This is a genomic window from Pseudomonas hunanensis, assembly GCF_013393325.1.
Classification (GTDB): Bacteria; Pseudomonadota; Gammaproteobacteria; order Pseudomonadales; family Pseudomonadaceae; genus Aquipseudomonas; species Aquipseudomonas putida_P.
The window spans coordinates 1-14001 of record NZ_QJRC01000087.1; the positions used below are offsets into that span (position 1 = coordinate 1).

Sequence of the window (14001 nt, forward strand, 5' to 3'; positions counted from 1 at the left end):
CTGAATCGCCCCTGGTTTCGTAGACACCTCCAAGCCTCATAATGAGGCCCAAATAGGAGGTGTCATGAGTCGTCAGCGTTACCCCGAAGAATTCAAAATCGAAGCGGTCAAGCAAGTGACCGAGAAAGGCAAGACTGTCGCCGATGTTGCCCAGCGCCTGGGCATGTCTGTTCACAGCCTCTACGCCTGGATCAAGCTCTACAGCAAACCCCAAGAGCAGCGTCAGCAAGACGATGAGCAGCAAGCCGAACTGCGCAAGCTTCGCGCAGAACTCAAGCGCGTGACTGAAGAGCGAGACATCTTAAAAAAGGCCGCCGCGTACTTTGCCAAGGAGTGCAACTGAAGTACGCCTTCATCAAGAAGCACTCGACGGATCACCCGGTGCGGCGCCTATGCCAAACCCTAAAGGTGCATCCCAGCGGCTACTACGCCTGGCTGACCGAGCCTCAATCTGCCCGAGCAAAAGAAGATCATCGTCTGCTTGGCTTGATCAAACATGCTTGGCTCGAAAGCGGAGGTGTGTACGGCTACCGCAAAATTCATGATGACCTGCGTGAGCTGGGAGAGACATGCGGGCGCAATCGAGTCGGACGCTTGATGCAGGCAGAGGGGTTGCGTTCGCAAACGGGCTATCGGCGGCGTCCAGGGTTTTACGGTGGAAAGCCAACAGTGGCCTCTCCCAACCATCTCGCGCGGCAGTTCAAAGTCAGTGAGCCGAATAAGGTCTGGGTAACCGATATCACTTACATCCGCACCTATGAAGGATGGCTGTACCTAGCGGTAGTCCTGGATCTGTTTTCCCGCCAAGTGATTGGCTGGTCAATGAAGCCCCGCATGTGCAGCGACCTGGCGCTTGACGCGATGTTGATGGCCGTGTGGCGCCGCAAACCACGGCAGCAAGTGATGATCCATTCAGACCAAGGCAGTCAATTCAGTAGCTCAGACTGGCAAAGCTTCTTGAAGGCCAACAATATAATCAGCAGCATGAGTCGGCGGGGAAATTGCCACGACAATGCCGTAGCCGAAAGCTTTTTCCAGCTTTTGAAGCGGGAGCGAATCCGACGAAAAATCTACGCAACACGTGACGAAGCCCGAAGTGATATTTTCGATTACATTGAAATGTTTTATAACCCAAGGCGCAGACACAGCAGTGCTATGCAGCTGTCGCCAGTAGAGTATGAGAAACGCTATTTTCTGAGCTTGGAGAGTGTCTAGGAAACCAGGGGCGATTCACACAGAGCACATTGCCAAGCCATTCCAGCAAAAAAAAAGGCTGCCATTCGGCAGCCTTCTCGATGCTCAGCCCGGACGATCAGTCCCAGCTCAGTGCACCACCAGTCTGATACTCGATCACGCGCGTCTCAAAGAAGTTCTTCTCCTTCTTCAAGTCCATGATTTCGCTCATCCAAGGGAACGGGTTGGTAGTCCCTGGGTACTCTTCTTTCAAACCAATCTGAGTCAGACGGCGGTTGGCGATGAACTTGAGGTAATCCTCCATCATCGCCGCGTTCATGCCCAGCACGCCGCGTGGCATGGTGTCACGGGCGTATTCGATTTCCAGCTGGGTCCCTTGCAGGATCATCTGGGTCGCTTCTTCCTTCATCGCCGCGTCCCACAGGTGCGGGTTTTCGATCTTGATCTGGTTGATCACGTCGATACCGAAGTTCAGGTGCATCGACTCGTCACGCAGGATGTACTGGAACTGCTCGGCCACGCCGGTCATCTTGTTGCGGCGGCCCATGGACAGGATCTGGGTGAAGCCGCAGTAGAAGAAGATGCCTTCCAGCACGCAGTAGTAGGCGATCAGGTTGCGCAGCAGCTCTTTGTCGGTTTCGACGGTGCCGGTGTTGAATTCCGGGTCGGAGATGGCGCGGGTGTACTTCAGGCCCCAGGCGGCTTTTTTCGCGACCGACGGGATCTCGTGGTACATGTTGAAGATCTCGCCTTCATCCATGCCCAGCGATTCGATGCAGTACTGGTAGGCGTGGGTGTGGATCGCCTCTTCGAAGGCCTGGCGCAGGATGTACTGGCGGCACTCGGGGTTGGTGATCAGGCGGTACACCGCCAGGGCCAGGTTGTTGGCAACCAGCGAGTCGGCGGTGGAGAAGAAGCCCAGGTTGCGCATGACGATGCGGCGCTCGTCTTCGGTCAGGCCGTCCTGGCTCTTCCACAGGGCGATGTCGGCGGTCATGTTGACCTCTTGCGGCATCCAGTGGTTGGCGCAGCCGTCCAGGTACTTCTGCCAGGCCCAGTCGTACTTGAACGGTACCAGCTGGTTGAGGTCGGCGCGGCAGTTGATCATGCGTTTTTCGTCAACTGCAACACGGGCCGAGGAACCCTCCAGCTCGGCCAGGCCTTCGGCAACGTCGAGGGCATCCAGGGCAGCCTTGGCACGTTTGACGGCTTCGGAGTCAGAAGCGGTGGCCGCACGGGCTTCCAGGGCGGCGGCACCACCGGCGCTGTCGAGCTTGTCGAGAGTGGCGGCGGCAGCGGCCTGCGCAGGGGTATTGCCTTTGGCGGCTACTTCGCCGTCTTCTTTGTCGAATTCGTCCCAGCTCAGCATGGTTTGGCTCCTGCTTGAGGGTCGCCCTGGGGCAACCGGTTGGATTTTAAGAATGTGATGCCTGACGCAAGGCCGTAACGGCGAATGGACAGCTCGAGAGGCTGACTCTCGTTTACATCTGAATGTGTTCTGGCTTGTACCTGGCCAGGCCTCTGGGAGGGGCCAGGACAATTGAAAGGTGCTCTTTTCAGAGGGGGCGAAGTATATAGGATTTCGCCTTCGATCGGGGCGCGTCTCTTGCGGGCGAGCGTAACTATTTCGACCGGAATTGCGTGCGTCCGTTCACCTGGTTCGTGTCGTTTGCTACGGGGAGGGAGTGTAGCGGCAAAATGCGAATGACACTACATATTGTGCCATTTTATTTTTTTCACACATTATGTGGTGTTGGCGCGATCTTTGTAAGCTCGGCTTTGTGTCGCGATAGGGCCGCAAAGCGGCCCCGGTGATCATGCGGCGCTGCTGCAATCCTGGGGGCGCTTCACACCCCCATGCGACACGAGGCCGCTGCCACGGGTGTGCAGCGTTTCGACAATGTGTGTCTTGGGGTTGTTGCGTGCTTCTGCGACCGTGGTGAAACGCCCGGTTTCAGCATTGCGACCAATCTTGCGAGTTGTCTTTTTTTTCCGCGCCATGGGCTAATGTCCTGTTCGAGGGGTCTTGTTCTTTTACCGAGCCGCGCGAGCGGTGGGCAAAGGGCAAGATTTCTCTGATGCGCGGATACAAAAATGCCGCGCGGGGCACCCGTAGGCACCCCGCGCGGCATTCAGGCCTTACTGGCAGGCTTCGCAGTCAGGCTCGTCGATCGCGCAGGCCTTTGGCACTGGCGCAGGGCCGGCTGCCTGAACCGGGGCGCTGTCGCCACCGCTGGAAACGGCGTTGAGCTTGCCGGTGTTGATGGTCGACTTCTCGGTGCTGGTCGCGGCCAGGGCACGGAGGTAGTAGGTGGTTTTCAGACCACGGTACCAGGCCATGCGGTAGGTCACGTCCAGCTTCTTGCCCGAGGCGCCGGCGATGTACAGGTTCAGCGACTGAGCCTGGTCGATCCACTTCTGGCGACGGGAAGCTGCGTCGACAATCCACTTAGTCTCGACTTCGAACGCGGTGGCGTACAGGTCTTTCAGCTCTTGCGGGATACGTTCGATCTGCTGCACCGAGCCGTCGTAGTACTTCAGGTCGTTGATCATGACCGAGTCCCACAGGCCGCGGGCCTTCAGGTCGCGGACCAGGTACGGGTTGATCACGGTGAACTCGCCCGACAGGTTCGATTTCACGTACAGGTTCTGGTAGGTCGGCTCGATCGACTGCGACACGCCGGTGATGTTGGCGATGGTCGCGGTTGGCGCGATGGCCATGATGTTCGAGTTACGAATACCTTTCTGTACGCGGGCACGTACCGGCGCCCAGTCCAGGGTTTCGTTCAGGTCGACGTCGATGTACTTCTGGCCACGGGCTTCGATCAGGATCTGTTGCGAATCCAGCGGCAGGATGCCCTTGGACCACAGCGAACCCTGGAAGGTCTCGTAGGCGCCACGCTCGTCGGCCAGGTCGCAGGACGCCTGGATCGCGTAGTAGCTGACCGCTTCCATCGACTTGTCGGCGAACTCGACGGCAGCGTCGGAGCCGTAGGCGATGTGCTGCAGGTACAGTGCGTCCTGGAAGCCCATGATGCCCAGGCCGACCGGGCGGTGCTTGAGGTTCGAGTTACGCGCCTGCGGCACCGAGTAGTAGTTGATGTCGATCACGTTGTCGAGCATGCGCACAGCGGTGTTGACGGTGCGTTGCAGCTTGGCGGTGTCCAGCTTGCCATCGACGATGTGGTTCGGCAGGTTGATCGAGCCCAGGTTGCAGACCGCGATCTCATCCTTGTTGGTGTTCAAGGTGATCTCGGTGCACAGGTTGGAGCTGTGGACCACGCCCACATGCTGCTGCGGCGAACGCAGGTTGCACGGGTCCTTGAAGGTCAGCCATGGGTGGCCGGTCTCGAACAGCATCGACAGCATCTTGCGCCACAGGTCTTTGGCCTGGATGGTCTTGAACACCTTGATCTTGTTGTACTCGGTCAGGGCTTCGTAGTACTCGTAGCGCTCTTCGAAGGCCTTGCCGGTCAGGTCGTGCAGGTCTGGCACTTCCGAAGGCGAGAACAGGGTCCACTTGCCGTCATCGAAGACACGCTTCATGAACAGGTCGGGGATCCAGTTGGCGGTGTTCATGTCGTGGGTACGACGACGGTCATCACCGGTGTTCTTGCGCAGCTCGATGAACTCTTCGATGTCCAGGTGCCAGGTTTCCAGGTAGGCACACACGGCGCCCTTGCGCTTGCCACCCTGGTTGACGGCAACGGCGGTGTCGTTGACCACTTTCAGGAACGGTACGACGCCCTGGGATTTACCGTTGGTACCCTTGATGTAGGAGCCCAGTGCGCGCACAGGGGTCCAGTCGTTGCCCAGGCCACCGGCGAATTTCGACAGCATGGCGTTGTCGTGAATCGCGTGGTAGATGCCCGACAGATCGTCCGGCACGGTGGTCAGGTAGCAGCTGGACAGCTGCGGGCGCAGGGTGCCGGCGTTGAACAGGGTCGGGGTCGAGGCCATGTAGTCGAACGACGACAACAGGTTGTAGAACTCGATCGCACGGGCTTCCTTGTCTTTCTCCTCCAGCGCCAGGCCCATGGCCACACGCATGAAGAACACCTGCGGCAGCTCGAAGCGCACGCCATCCTTGTGGATGAAGTAGCGGTCGTACAGGGTCTGCAGGCCCAGGTAGGTGAACTGCTGGTCGCGTTCGTGGTTGATCGCCTTGCCCAGTTTTTCCAGGTCGAAGTCGGCCAGCGCCGGGTTCAGCAGTTCGAACTCGATACCTTTGGCGACGTAGGCTGGCAGGGCCTTGGCGTACAGGTCGGCCATTTCGTGGTGGGTAGCGCTGTCGGCTACGTTGAGGAAGCCCAGGCCTTCGGCGCGCAGGGTGTCCATCAGCAGGCGTGCGGTAACGAACGAGTAGTTGGGCTCGCGCTCTACCAGGGTACGGGCGGTCATCACCAGGGCGGTGTTGACGTCCTTGATGGCCACGCCGTCGTACAGGTTCTTCAGGGTTTCGCGCTGGATCAGGTCGCCATCGACTTCGGCCAGGCCTTCGCAGGCTTCGCTGATGATGGTGTTCAGGCGGGCCATATCGAGCGGAGCCAGGCTGCCGTCGGCCAGGGTGATGCGGATGCTTGGGTGCGGCTCGACCACGGCGTCGGTGTTGGCGCGGGTGGCACGCTCCTTGGCACGCTGGTCGCGGTAGATCACGTAGTCGCGGGCAACTTTCTGCTCGCCGGCGCGCATCAGGGCCAGTTCGACCTGGTCCTGGATTTCTTCGATGTGGATGGTGCCACCCGATGGCATGCGACGCTTGAACGTGGCGGTAACCTGCTCGGTCAGACGCGCGACGGTGTCGTGGATGCGCGACGAAGCGGCGGCGGTGCCGCCTTCAACTGCGAGGAACGCCTTGGTGATGGCCACGGTGATCTTGTCGTCGGTGTAAGGGACGACAGTGCCGTTACGCTTGATCACGCGCAGTTGGCCGGGGGCGGTGGCGGCCAGATCCTGGTTGGAATCGGCGGCCTGCGGCACCTTGGCCTGCGGGTTCTCGCGAGTTGTGTCGGTTTGCATGGGTGGGTGTCTCCACAGTTTCTATATTGTTCAGGCGCCTTTTGGGCGCCCACCGTTCCGTCCACTTGCTCGATGGCCTGGCGGGGATGCGCAATGCATGCGCATCCGCCCGCGCGGGCGTACCGACTTCGGGACAGACTCAGGAATAAGGGGCAATGGCTTGCCGCTCCCTGGCCGAAGTCAAAGGTTCTGGGCAGGGCCCAAAAACTGTTGCTGATGGATGCCAGGCCTGGCCTGCAACACCCATACCCGAACAAGGCCCTGGAAGGGCTTGCCTCGGTCGCCTCCGCAGGAGCGGTTCGGCTGCTGAAATCACCTGAAGTTCCACCCGGAAAATCGCTTGATCTTGCGGGTTGACTTTTGTGTGTGATTTTGCACGAACCCCTATATCTAGTGGTTCGCTGCGATCGGGATACAAGATAATGCGGTATTGGGGGCTTTGCAAGGCGAGCGCCTGTGGATAACGTGTGTGTACTTTGTGAGTGAATGGTGGGTATTCGCTGTAGGCCTTGTGCCAAGTGGTTTGCAGTATTTTTCTGCGCCTTGATGCCCCGGGGCAGTTTTTTTCGGGCGCGAACCCTATCACAAAAAACGGTTCAGTCGAGGGGCTGTGGGTGGGTTGGCAGTGCCGGGGGCGGGACGTAGTATCCGGCTGTGATATTGCTTTTAGGTTAAAGGGGCAGTGCGCAGGTTTCGAAAGCGGCGCGGTCCCTGTGGGAGCGGCTTTAGCTGCGAAACGGCCCGCACTGGCAACAGAAAAACAACAATTAAAGGCAGAGGCCATGGACCACCCCACCCCACGCATCCTCATTGTCGAAGACGACCAGCGTCTGGCCGACCTCACTGCCGAGTACCTGCAGGCCAACGGCTACGAGGTCAGTGTCGAGGGTGATGGGGCCCGCGCCGCGCGGCGCATCGTCGACAGCCAGCCCGACCTGGTCATTCTCGACCTCATGCTCCCCGGCGAGGACGGTCTGAGCATCTGCCGCCGTGTGCGTAGCCAGTACCTTGGCCCGATCTTGATGCTCACCGCCCGCAGCGACGAACTGGACCAGGTCCAGGGCCTGGACCTGGGGGCTGACGACTATGTCTGCAAACCGGTGCGCCCACGCCTGCTGCTGGCGCGCATTCAGGCCCTGCTGCGCCGTAGCGAGACCGTGGACAGCAAACGTCAAGACCTGGCTTTCGGTGCGCTGCACATCGACAACCGCTTGCGCGAGGCGCGCCTGGGCGAACAGTTGATCGAGCTGACCGGCGCCGAATTCGACCTGCTCTGGCTGCTGGCCAGCAATGCCGGCCGGGTGCTGACGCGCGAGCAGATTTTCACCGCGCTGCGGGGCGTGGGCTACGACGGCCAGGACCGCTCCATCGATATACGCATCTCTAAAATCCGCCCCAAGATCGGCGATGACCCACTGCAGCCACGGTTGATCAAGACCCTGCGCAGCAAGGGCTATCTGTTTGTCGGCGAGGCGCCATGAACAATTCGATCTTCCTGCGCGTCTACGGCGGCATGCTGGCCGTGTTGGTGCTGGTGGCCTTGCTTGGCGTGCTCAGCCTGCACCTGGTCAATGAAGTACGCGCCGCACAGCACCGCGAGGGCTTGGCCCAGGGAACCTTCAGCCTGATGGCTGACAACCTGGCGACGCAGAATGAAACCGAACGCAAGCGCTCGCTGCTGATCTGGGAGCGCCTGCTTGGTGTGCCTTTGACGTTGCAGCCAATGACCGCGCGCAGCCTTGACGGTGGCCAGCGGGCGCGCCTGTACCGTGGCCTGGTGGTAGTCGAGAAGACGGGGCCACATGCGGCGCAAGTACTGCGCAAGGTCGGCCAGGAAGACCTGATGCTGGTCGCGCAGATCAAACAGATCAGCGAGCAGCTGGCGCGCGCCACACTCTATCTATTGGCTGACGAACTGGTGCGCTACCCGGTAACCGAACAGCAGCAGCGCCTGGCCCAGATCAAGCTGGAAAAGGGCTTTGGCTTTGGTGTCGCCCTGCAGCGTATCGAGCGGGTCAGCCTGGACGATGACCAGCGGCGCCGGGTCGAGGAGGGCGACACGGTGATGGCGCTGGGCAAGGATGGCGACTCGATCCGTGTATTCGCCGGGCTGACGGGCTCTCCCTGGGTGCTGGAAATCGGCCCGTTGTATCAGCTCAACCCGTACCCGCCGCAGTTGCTGATCCTGATTGCCTTCCTAGGCCTGTGCTTGATCGGCCTGGTGGTATACCTGCTGGTGCGTCAGCTGGAGCGCCGGGTGTCAGGGCTGGAGATTGCGGCCACGCGCATTGCCCAAGGCAGCCTGGATACCCGCGTACCGGCTGGCGATGCCGACTCGGTAGGGCGCCTGGCCGCTGCCTTCAATGGCATGGCCGAACACCTGCAGCGCTCGCTGACCATGCAGCGCGAGTTGGTACGGGCGGTGTCCCATGAGCTGCGCACGCCAGTGGCACGCCTGCGCTTTGGCCTGGAAATGATCGAAAGTGCCACGACTGAGCAGGCCCGGGCCAAACACCTGGCCGGCATGGACGGCGACATTCAGGACCTCGACAAGCTGGTGGACGAGATGCTGACCTACGCCCGTCTGGAGCAGGGCGCGCCAGCCTTGAAGTTCCAGCGGGTCGACCTGGATGCCTTGCTCGATCGGGTGATCGGAGAGCTGGCGCCGTTGCGTGCCGAGGTGCGGGTGGTGCGCGGTGACTGCCAGGGCGCGGATGCCGAGGGCGCCTGGGTCGAAGCCGAGCCGCGTTACCTGCACCGGGCCCTGCAGAACCTGGTCGGCAATGCCATGCGCCATGCCGAGTCTGAAGTGCGTCTGAGCTACCAGTTGGGGCAGCAACGCTGCCGTATCGACGTGGAAGATGACGGCCCTGGGATCCCCGAGGGTGTCTGGGACCGCATCTTCACGCCATTTACCCGCCTTGATGACAGCCGTACCCGTGCCTCGGGCGGGCATGGCCTGGGCTTGTCGATCGTACGGCGGATCATCTACTGGCACGCGGGCAGGGCTTCGGTTGGGCGCAGTGCCGCGTTGGGTGGCGCCTGCTTCAGCCTCAACTGGCCCCGGCAGCAGGCACCGTTGTAAAGGTCAGACGCTGACCAGGCTCAGCAAGTGGCCGTCCTGCAGGCAGAACTGGCCCTGAAGCTCAGCGCCGTGCCGCCATTGCGGCGACAGGTCGGTGAGCAGGCGCAGGCGCGCCAGGCCTTCGGCGGACCAGTCGAGTACTTCGGCGTGCTCGAAGTAGAAGCGCTGGAGGGTCAGCGGGTAGAGGGTCTTGAACAGGCTTTCCTTCAACGAGAAGGTCAGGGTTACCGTCAGGCCGAGCTGGTGGCTGTCCAGGCGCTCCAGCTCGGCGGCGGTGAGAATTTCGCCCATCAGTCGCTCGGCACGCTCGTCATCGAGCAGGGCTTCCTGATCCAGCCCAAGGCCTTGGCAACTGCCTTCGGCGGCGACCACTGCGGCGGCCCAGCCCTGGCCATGGGTGATCGAACCGTGAATGCCGGCTGGCCAGATGGGCGAGCGGTCCTCATGGGTAGCCGGTACGTAGTCGCGGCCGTCCAGGCGCTGCAGCGCGGCGCGGGCACATACGCGACCGGCCAGGTACTCGGCCTGGCGCTTGGCCACCGAGCGTTGCAGGCTGGCACTTGGCACGATGCCGGCACGCTGGAAATCGTCGGGTGCCAGGCGGGTAGGGTCGAACGTGCAACTGACCAGCACCGCGCCGGGCAGCGGGCGGGGCAAGGGCCAGTGGTGCTGGAGTGGGGCGCAGCAGGCTGGGAGAGTGTTCATGGCGCTATTGTGCCAGCCGCAGCGGCGGTGTGGGAGGTGGGATTGCTGGGGCCGCAAGCGGCCCGCGACAATCTTTATTTGAATACCTTCTTGAAGAACGCCTGCATATCCGCCCAGGAGCTTTCGTCCGCCGCCTTGTTATAGCCAATGTCGGGCCCACCATGGTCGCCATGGCTCAGCCGGTCAGCATCGGGGTTGGTAAACCCGTGCTTGGCGCCTTCAATGCTGACGAACTGGTAGTTGGCCTTCGCAGCATCCATCTCGGCCTTGAACGCCTCAACCTGCTGCGGCGTGACCATGCTGTCCGCCGCACCATGCTCGACCAGGATATCGGCCCGCACCACGCCAGGTTTTGCCGGGGTCTGGGTGGCCAGGGCGCCATGAAAGCTCACCACACCGTCCAGTTTTTCGCCGCGCCGCGCGGCATCGAGGACCACCTTGCCACCGAAGCAATAGCCGACAGCACCCAGCTCATGCTTGTTGGTGTTCGGTTGCAGCTTCAAAAGCTCGAGGCCGGCGTCGAAGCGCCTGGCTGCCGCTGCCGGGTCTTTCATCGCTTCGGCCATGAACGCCTGGGCGTCCTGCGGGTGCTCGGTGTGTTTGCCGTCGCCATACATATCGATGGCCAGCGCGTTGTAGCCCAGTGCTGCCAGGTCGCGGGCACGGCGCTTGGCGTAGTCGTTCAGCCCCCACCACTCATGCACCACGACGATGCCGGGGCGCTTGCCCTCGACGGCATCATCGTAGGCGTAATAGCCGACCAGGCGGTTGCCGTCGGCATCCTGGTAGGGGATTTCGCGGGTTTGTACCGCCGCTTGGGCGAGGACGGCGCTGCACATCAGGGTCAAGGCCAGCAGGGCACGCATGGGTCACTACTCCTTGTTCTGCAATCGGTTCGTTCAGCCGGGGTTCAGCCAGGGTTCAGTCGCGGTTCAGGGTGCCCTGCTTACTCTAGCTTCCAGACCGAAACAGCGCACCCAACTGGAGTATCCGGCCATGAAAACCTTCAATACCCTGCTTGCCGCCATGGCCGTCTGCGCCGCTGGCATCACCTCCGCCCAGGCCGCAGACGATAACTTCGCCAGCCTGACCTACGGCCAGACCAGCGACAAAGTTCGCAAATCCGGCCTGCTGCAGCGCAACACCGACCACCTCAACGCCGACGGTATCATTGGCAAGGACAACACCTGGGGTGTGCGTGTGGGCAAGATCAACGACCAAGGCCGCTACTACATGACCTATGACAATGTCTCGGGCGACCACAGCGGCCTGAAATTGCGCCAGGAAAACCTGCTGGGCAGCTATGACCTGTTCCTGCCGGTGGGCGATACCACCAAACTGTTCGGCGGTGGCAGCCTGGGCATGACCAAGCTCAGCCAGGAGTCGCCAGGCGCCAGCCGCGATACCGACTACGGTTATGCCTACGGCCTGCAGGCCGGCGTGATTCAGGACATCACCGACAAGGCCTCGGTCGAACTGGGCTACCGTTACCTGCGCACCAATGCTGCAACCGAAGTGGGTGCGCATGGCGGGCCGAAGGACGGCACTCTGCGCCTGACCAGCAGCGCGCAGACCTATCTGGCAGCAAGCTACAAGTTCTGATCGGCGAGCCGCGTTATCCTGTACCGGCCCGTTCGCAGCACAAGGCTGCTCCTGCAGGGGTGATGTTTCTGCAGGAGCAGCCTTGTGCTGCGAAGAGGCCGGTATAGGCAATACACACAAGGAGCTGCACATGAAACTGCTGGTGGTCGAGGACGAAGCCCTGCTTCGCCATCACCTCTACACCCGCCTGGGCGAAAGTGGCCATGTGGTCGAAGCCGTTGCCGACGCCGAGGAGGCGCTGTACCAGGCTGGGCAATACCACTTCGACCTGGCCATCGTCGACCTGGGTCTGCCTGGTATCAGTGGACTGGAGCTGATCACGCGCCTGCGCAGCCAGGACAAGACCTTCCCCATTCTTATCCTTACCGCTCGAGGCAACTGGCAGGACAAGGTCGAAGGCCTGGCCGCCGGTGCCGACGACTACCTGGTCAAGCCGTTTCAGTTCGAAGAGCTCGAAGCGCGGCTCAATGCCCTGTTGCGCCGCTCCAGTGGCTTTACCCAGTCAACCATTGCCGCAGGCCCCTTGGTGCTCGACCTCAACCGCAAGCAGGCCACCCTCGACGAACTGCCTTTGGCACTGACCGCCTACGAATACCGCATTCTCGAATACCTCATGCGCCATCATCAGCAGGTGGTGGCCAAGGACCGACTGATGGAGCAGCTGTACCCTGGGGATGAGGAGCGCGACCCCAATGTCATAGAAGTGCTGGTTGGCCGCCTGCGCCGCAAGCTTGAAGGCGCGCACGGCTTCAAACCCATCGACACGGTGCGTGGCCTGGGCTATCTGTTCACCGAGCGCTGCCGATGATCCGCTCGCTGCGGGTGCGCCTGATGCTGGCTGCCGCAGTGTTGGCACTGCTGTTCATGCTGGCACTGCTGCCGGCCTTGCAAAAGGCCTTCAGCCTGGCCCTGCAGGAATCGATCGAGCAGCGCCTGGCTTCGGATGTGACCACGTTGATTTCCGCTGCGCGTATCGAACATGGGCAGTTGCAGATGCCTGCGTTGCTCCCGGACGAGCGCTATAACCTGCCGTACACCGGGCTGCTTGGCTATATTTTCGACCGTGATGGCAACCTGGTCTGGCAGTCGCGTGCCACCGCTGACCGGCACATCAACTACCGCCCGCGCTATGACGGGCGCGGCAACGAGTTCGCCCGCATTCACCAGTCCGACGGCGAAGAGTTCTTCGTGTACGACGTCGAGATCAAGCTGCTGGGTGGTCAGAGCGCCGCTTACAGCATTGTCGCCCTGCAACCGCTTAGTGAGTACAAGGCTACCCTCAATGGCCTGCGCGAAAAGCTCTACCTGGGGTTCGGCGCTGCATTGCTGGCGCTCATGGTGCTGCTGTGGGCTGGCTTGACCTGGGGCCTGCGCTCGTTGCGCCGGCTAAGCCATGAGCTGGACGAGGTGGAATCGGGCGTGCGCGAGGGCCTGAGCGGCGAGCACCCTCGCGAGCTGCTGCGCCTGACCCGCTCGCTCAACCGCCTGTTGCGCAGTGAGCGTGAGCAACGCACGCGCTACCGTGACTCGCTGGATGACCTGGCACACAGCCTGAAGACGCCGCTGGCAGTGCTGCAGGGCGTGGGTGAAAGCCTGCAGCAACGCAGCGGCGAGCGCGAGCAGGCGCGGGTGCTGCAAAGCCAGATCGAGCGCATGAGCCAGCAGATCGACTACCAACTGCAACGTGCCAGCCTGCGCAAGAGTGGCCTGGTACGCCACAGCGTGAGGTTGCGGCCGCTGCTCGACAGCCTGTGCAGCACCTTGGCCAAGGTTTACCGGGATAAACGGGTGAGTGTGGTGCTGGCGTTGCCCGATGCGGCACAGGTGCCGATGGAGCAGGGTGCGTTGCTGGAAATGCTCGGCAACCTGCTGGAAAACGCCTACCGGTTGAGTCTGGGCCAGGTGCGGGTGAGCCTGGAGCAGACGCCAGGGCAGTTGACCTTGTGCATCGAGGACGATGGGCCGGGGGTGCCCGCCGACCAGCGTGAGCGTATTCTCGAGCGCGGGGAGCGGCTGGACAGCCAGCACCCGGGGCAGGGCATCGGGTTGGCGGTGGTCAAGGATATCGTCGACAGCTATGACGCCGAGCTGAGCCTGGGGGATTCGCCTTTGGGCGGCGCGGCGTTCAGGATCACCTTCAATCTCGATTGATTTCGCTGGCCTCCCACCAAGGGCGGCCCAGCAAGGGCGGATTTCCGCCAGCCCCCCTGTACAAATCCCGCCATCGGGCGGAAATCCGCCAGCCTTCCTCCGCCAAATCGCCCTGTCGTTGGGCATTTATCCCTAGCAAATACGGCCCTTGCACCCTTCGTGGGCATTTTGGCACCACCCTTGCTATTGAACTTCGCAGAGGCCTGCCCAGGCAGCTCGAACACAACGACAAATCCCTCCAAGTG

11 protein-coding genes are annotated in these 14001 nt (G+C 61.6%); 6 read left to right on the top strand and 5 right to left on the bottom strand.

Annotated elements, in window-relative coordinates; translation table 11 throughout:
* The first annotated feature begins 64 nt into the window (after positions 1-64).
* A protein-coding gene (locus tag DM807_RS12825) for an IS3-like element ISPpu22 family transposase (protein ID WP_085985440.1) occupies positions 65-1215 on the top strand; the annotation gives its coding sequence in 2 pieces (ribosomal slippage) (positions 65-299 and positions 299-1215; 1152 coding nt in all).
* A gap of 97 nt (positions 1216-1312) precedes the next feature.
* On the opposite strand, the gene DM807_RS12830 is transcribed toward DM807_RS12825, so the two are convergent.
* The 3 genes from DM807_RS12830 to DM807_RS12840 all read right to left on the bottom strand — a co-directional run bounded on the left by DM807_RS12830 (position 1313) and on the right by DM807_RS12840 (position 6213).
* Positions 1313-2563 carry a ribonucleotide-diphosphate reductase subunit beta gene (locus tag DM807_RS12830; protein ID WP_003254823.1) on the bottom strand — a complete coding sequence of 417 codons (1251 nt, stop codon included), beginning with the start codon at positions 2561-2563 and terminating at the stop codon, positions 1313-1315.
* 446 nt (positions 2564-3009) lie between these two features.
* Complete coding sequence (locus DM807_RS12835) at positions 3010-3195, bottom strand: hypothetical protein (RefSeq protein ID WP_012273802.1); 186 nt, start codon at positions 3193-3195, stop codon at positions 3010-3012.
* 138 nt (positions 3196-3333) lie between these two features.
* Positions 3334-6213: a ribonucleoside-diphosphate reductase subunit alpha gene (locus DM807_RS12840; protein ID WP_012273801.1), complete on the bottom strand. Its 2880-nt coding sequence runs from the start codon at positions 6211-6213 to the stop codon at positions 3334-3336.
* A 782-nt stretch (positions 6214-6995) separates the two neighbouring features.
* Between DM807_RS12840 and DM807_RS12845 the strand changes: the two genes are divergently transcribed.
* Both DM807_RS12845 and DM807_RS12850 read left to right on the top strand, forming a co-directional pair.
* Positions 6996-7694, top strand: a complete 699-nt coding sequence (locus DM807_RS12845; protein ID WP_012273800.1) for a response regulator — start codon at positions 6996-6998, stop codon at positions 7692-7694.
* The gene (locus tag DM807_RS12850) at positions 7691-9298 is read left to right on the top strand and encodes an ATP-binding protein (RefSeq protein WP_012273799.1); all 1608 of its coding nucleotides are present in this window, start codon (positions 7691-7693) and stop codon (positions 9296-9298) included. Before DM807_RS12845 ends, DM807_RS12850 begins: the two co-directional genes overlap by 4 nt.
* Positions 9299-9301: 3 nt before the next feature.
* Here the strand turns inward: DM807_RS12850 and DM807_RS12855 are convergent, their stop codons facing one another.
* Together DM807_RS12855 and DM807_RS12860 are read right to left on the bottom strand one after the other, a co-directional pair.
* Positions 9302-10003, bottom strand: a complete 702-nt coding sequence (locus DM807_RS12855) for a 4'-phosphopantetheinyl transferase family protein (RefSeq protein WP_069942838.1) — start codon at positions 10001-10003, stop codon at positions 9302-9304.
* A 74-nt stretch (positions 10004-10077) separates the two neighbouring features.
* Positions 10078-10869 (bottom strand): dienelactone hydrolase family protein, encoded by a 792-nt coding sequence (locus DM807_RS12860; RefSeq protein WP_060492644.1) that lies wholly within the window; start codon positions 10867-10869, stop codon positions 10078-10080.
* Positions 10870-10999: 130 nt separating this feature from the next.
* Between DM807_RS12860 and DM807_RS12865 the strand changes: the two genes are divergently transcribed.
* The 3 genes from DM807_RS12865 (at position 11000) to DM807_RS12875 (ending at position 13756) form a co-directional block, all read left to right on the top strand.
* On the top strand, positions 11000-11605 hold the full coding sequence (locus DM807_RS12865) for an outer membrane protein (protein WP_012273796.1): 606 nt from the start codon (positions 11000-11002) through the stop codon (positions 11603-11605).
* Between the two features lie 130 nt (positions 11606-11735).
* Positions 11736-12413 carry a response regulator gene (locus DM807_RS12870; protein WP_041166575.1) on the top strand — a complete coding sequence of 226 codons (678 nt, stop codon included), beginning with the start codon at positions 11736-11738 and terminating at the stop codon, positions 12411-12413.
* Entirely contained in the window at positions 12410-13756 is a 1347-nt protein-coding gene (locus DM807_RS12875) for an ATP-binding protein (protein WP_012273794.1), read from the top strand. Before DM807_RS12870 ends, DM807_RS12875 begins: the two co-directional genes overlap by 4 nt.
* Positions 13757-14001: the final 245 nt, after the last annotated feature.

What these genes read in the sequence shown, in the direction of transcription:
- DM807_RS12830 (WP_003254823.1), bottom strand. Translation starts at nt 2,563, where the DNA reads ATGCTGAGCTGGGACGAATTCGACAAAGAAGACGGCGAAGTAGCCGCC.
- DM807_RS12835 (WP_012273802.1), bottom strand. Translation starts at nt 3,195, where the DNA reads ATGGCGCGGAAAAAAAAGACAACTCGCAAGATTGGTCGCAATGCTGAA.
- DM807_RS12840 (WP_012273801.1), bottom strand. Translation starts at nt 6,213, where the DNA reads ATGCAAACCGACACAACTCGCGAGAACCCGCAGGCCAAGGTGCCGCAG.
- DM807_RS12845 (WP_012273800.1), top strand. Translation starts at nt 6,996, where the DNA reads ATGGACCACCCCACCCCACGCATCCTCATTGTCGAAGACGACCAGCGT.
- DM807_RS12850 (WP_012273799.1), top strand. Translation starts at nt 7,691, where the DNA reads ATGAACAATTCGATCTTCCTGCGCGTCTACGGCGGCATGCTGGCCGTG.
- DM807_RS12855 (WP_069942838.1), bottom strand. Translation starts at nt 10,003, where the DNA reads ATGAACACTCTCCCAGCCTGCTGCGCCCCACTCCAGCACCACTGGCCC.
- DM807_RS12860 (WP_060492644.1), bottom strand. Translation starts at nt 10,869, where the DNA reads ATGCGTGCCCTGCTGGCCTTGACCCTGATGTGCAGCGCCGTCCTCGCC.
- DM807_RS12865 (WP_012273796.1), top strand. Translation starts at nt 11,000, where the DNA reads ATGAAAACCTTCAATACCCTGCTTGCCGCCATGGCCGTCTGCGCCGCT.
- DM807_RS12870 (WP_041166575.1), top strand. Translation starts at nt 11,736, where the DNA reads ATGAAACTGCTGGTGGTCGAGGACGAAGCCCTGCTTCGCCATCACCTC.
- DM807_RS12875 (WP_012273794.1), top strand. Translation starts at nt 12,410, where the DNA reads ATGATCCGCTCGCTGCGGGTGCGCCTGATGCTGGCTGCCGCAGTGTTG.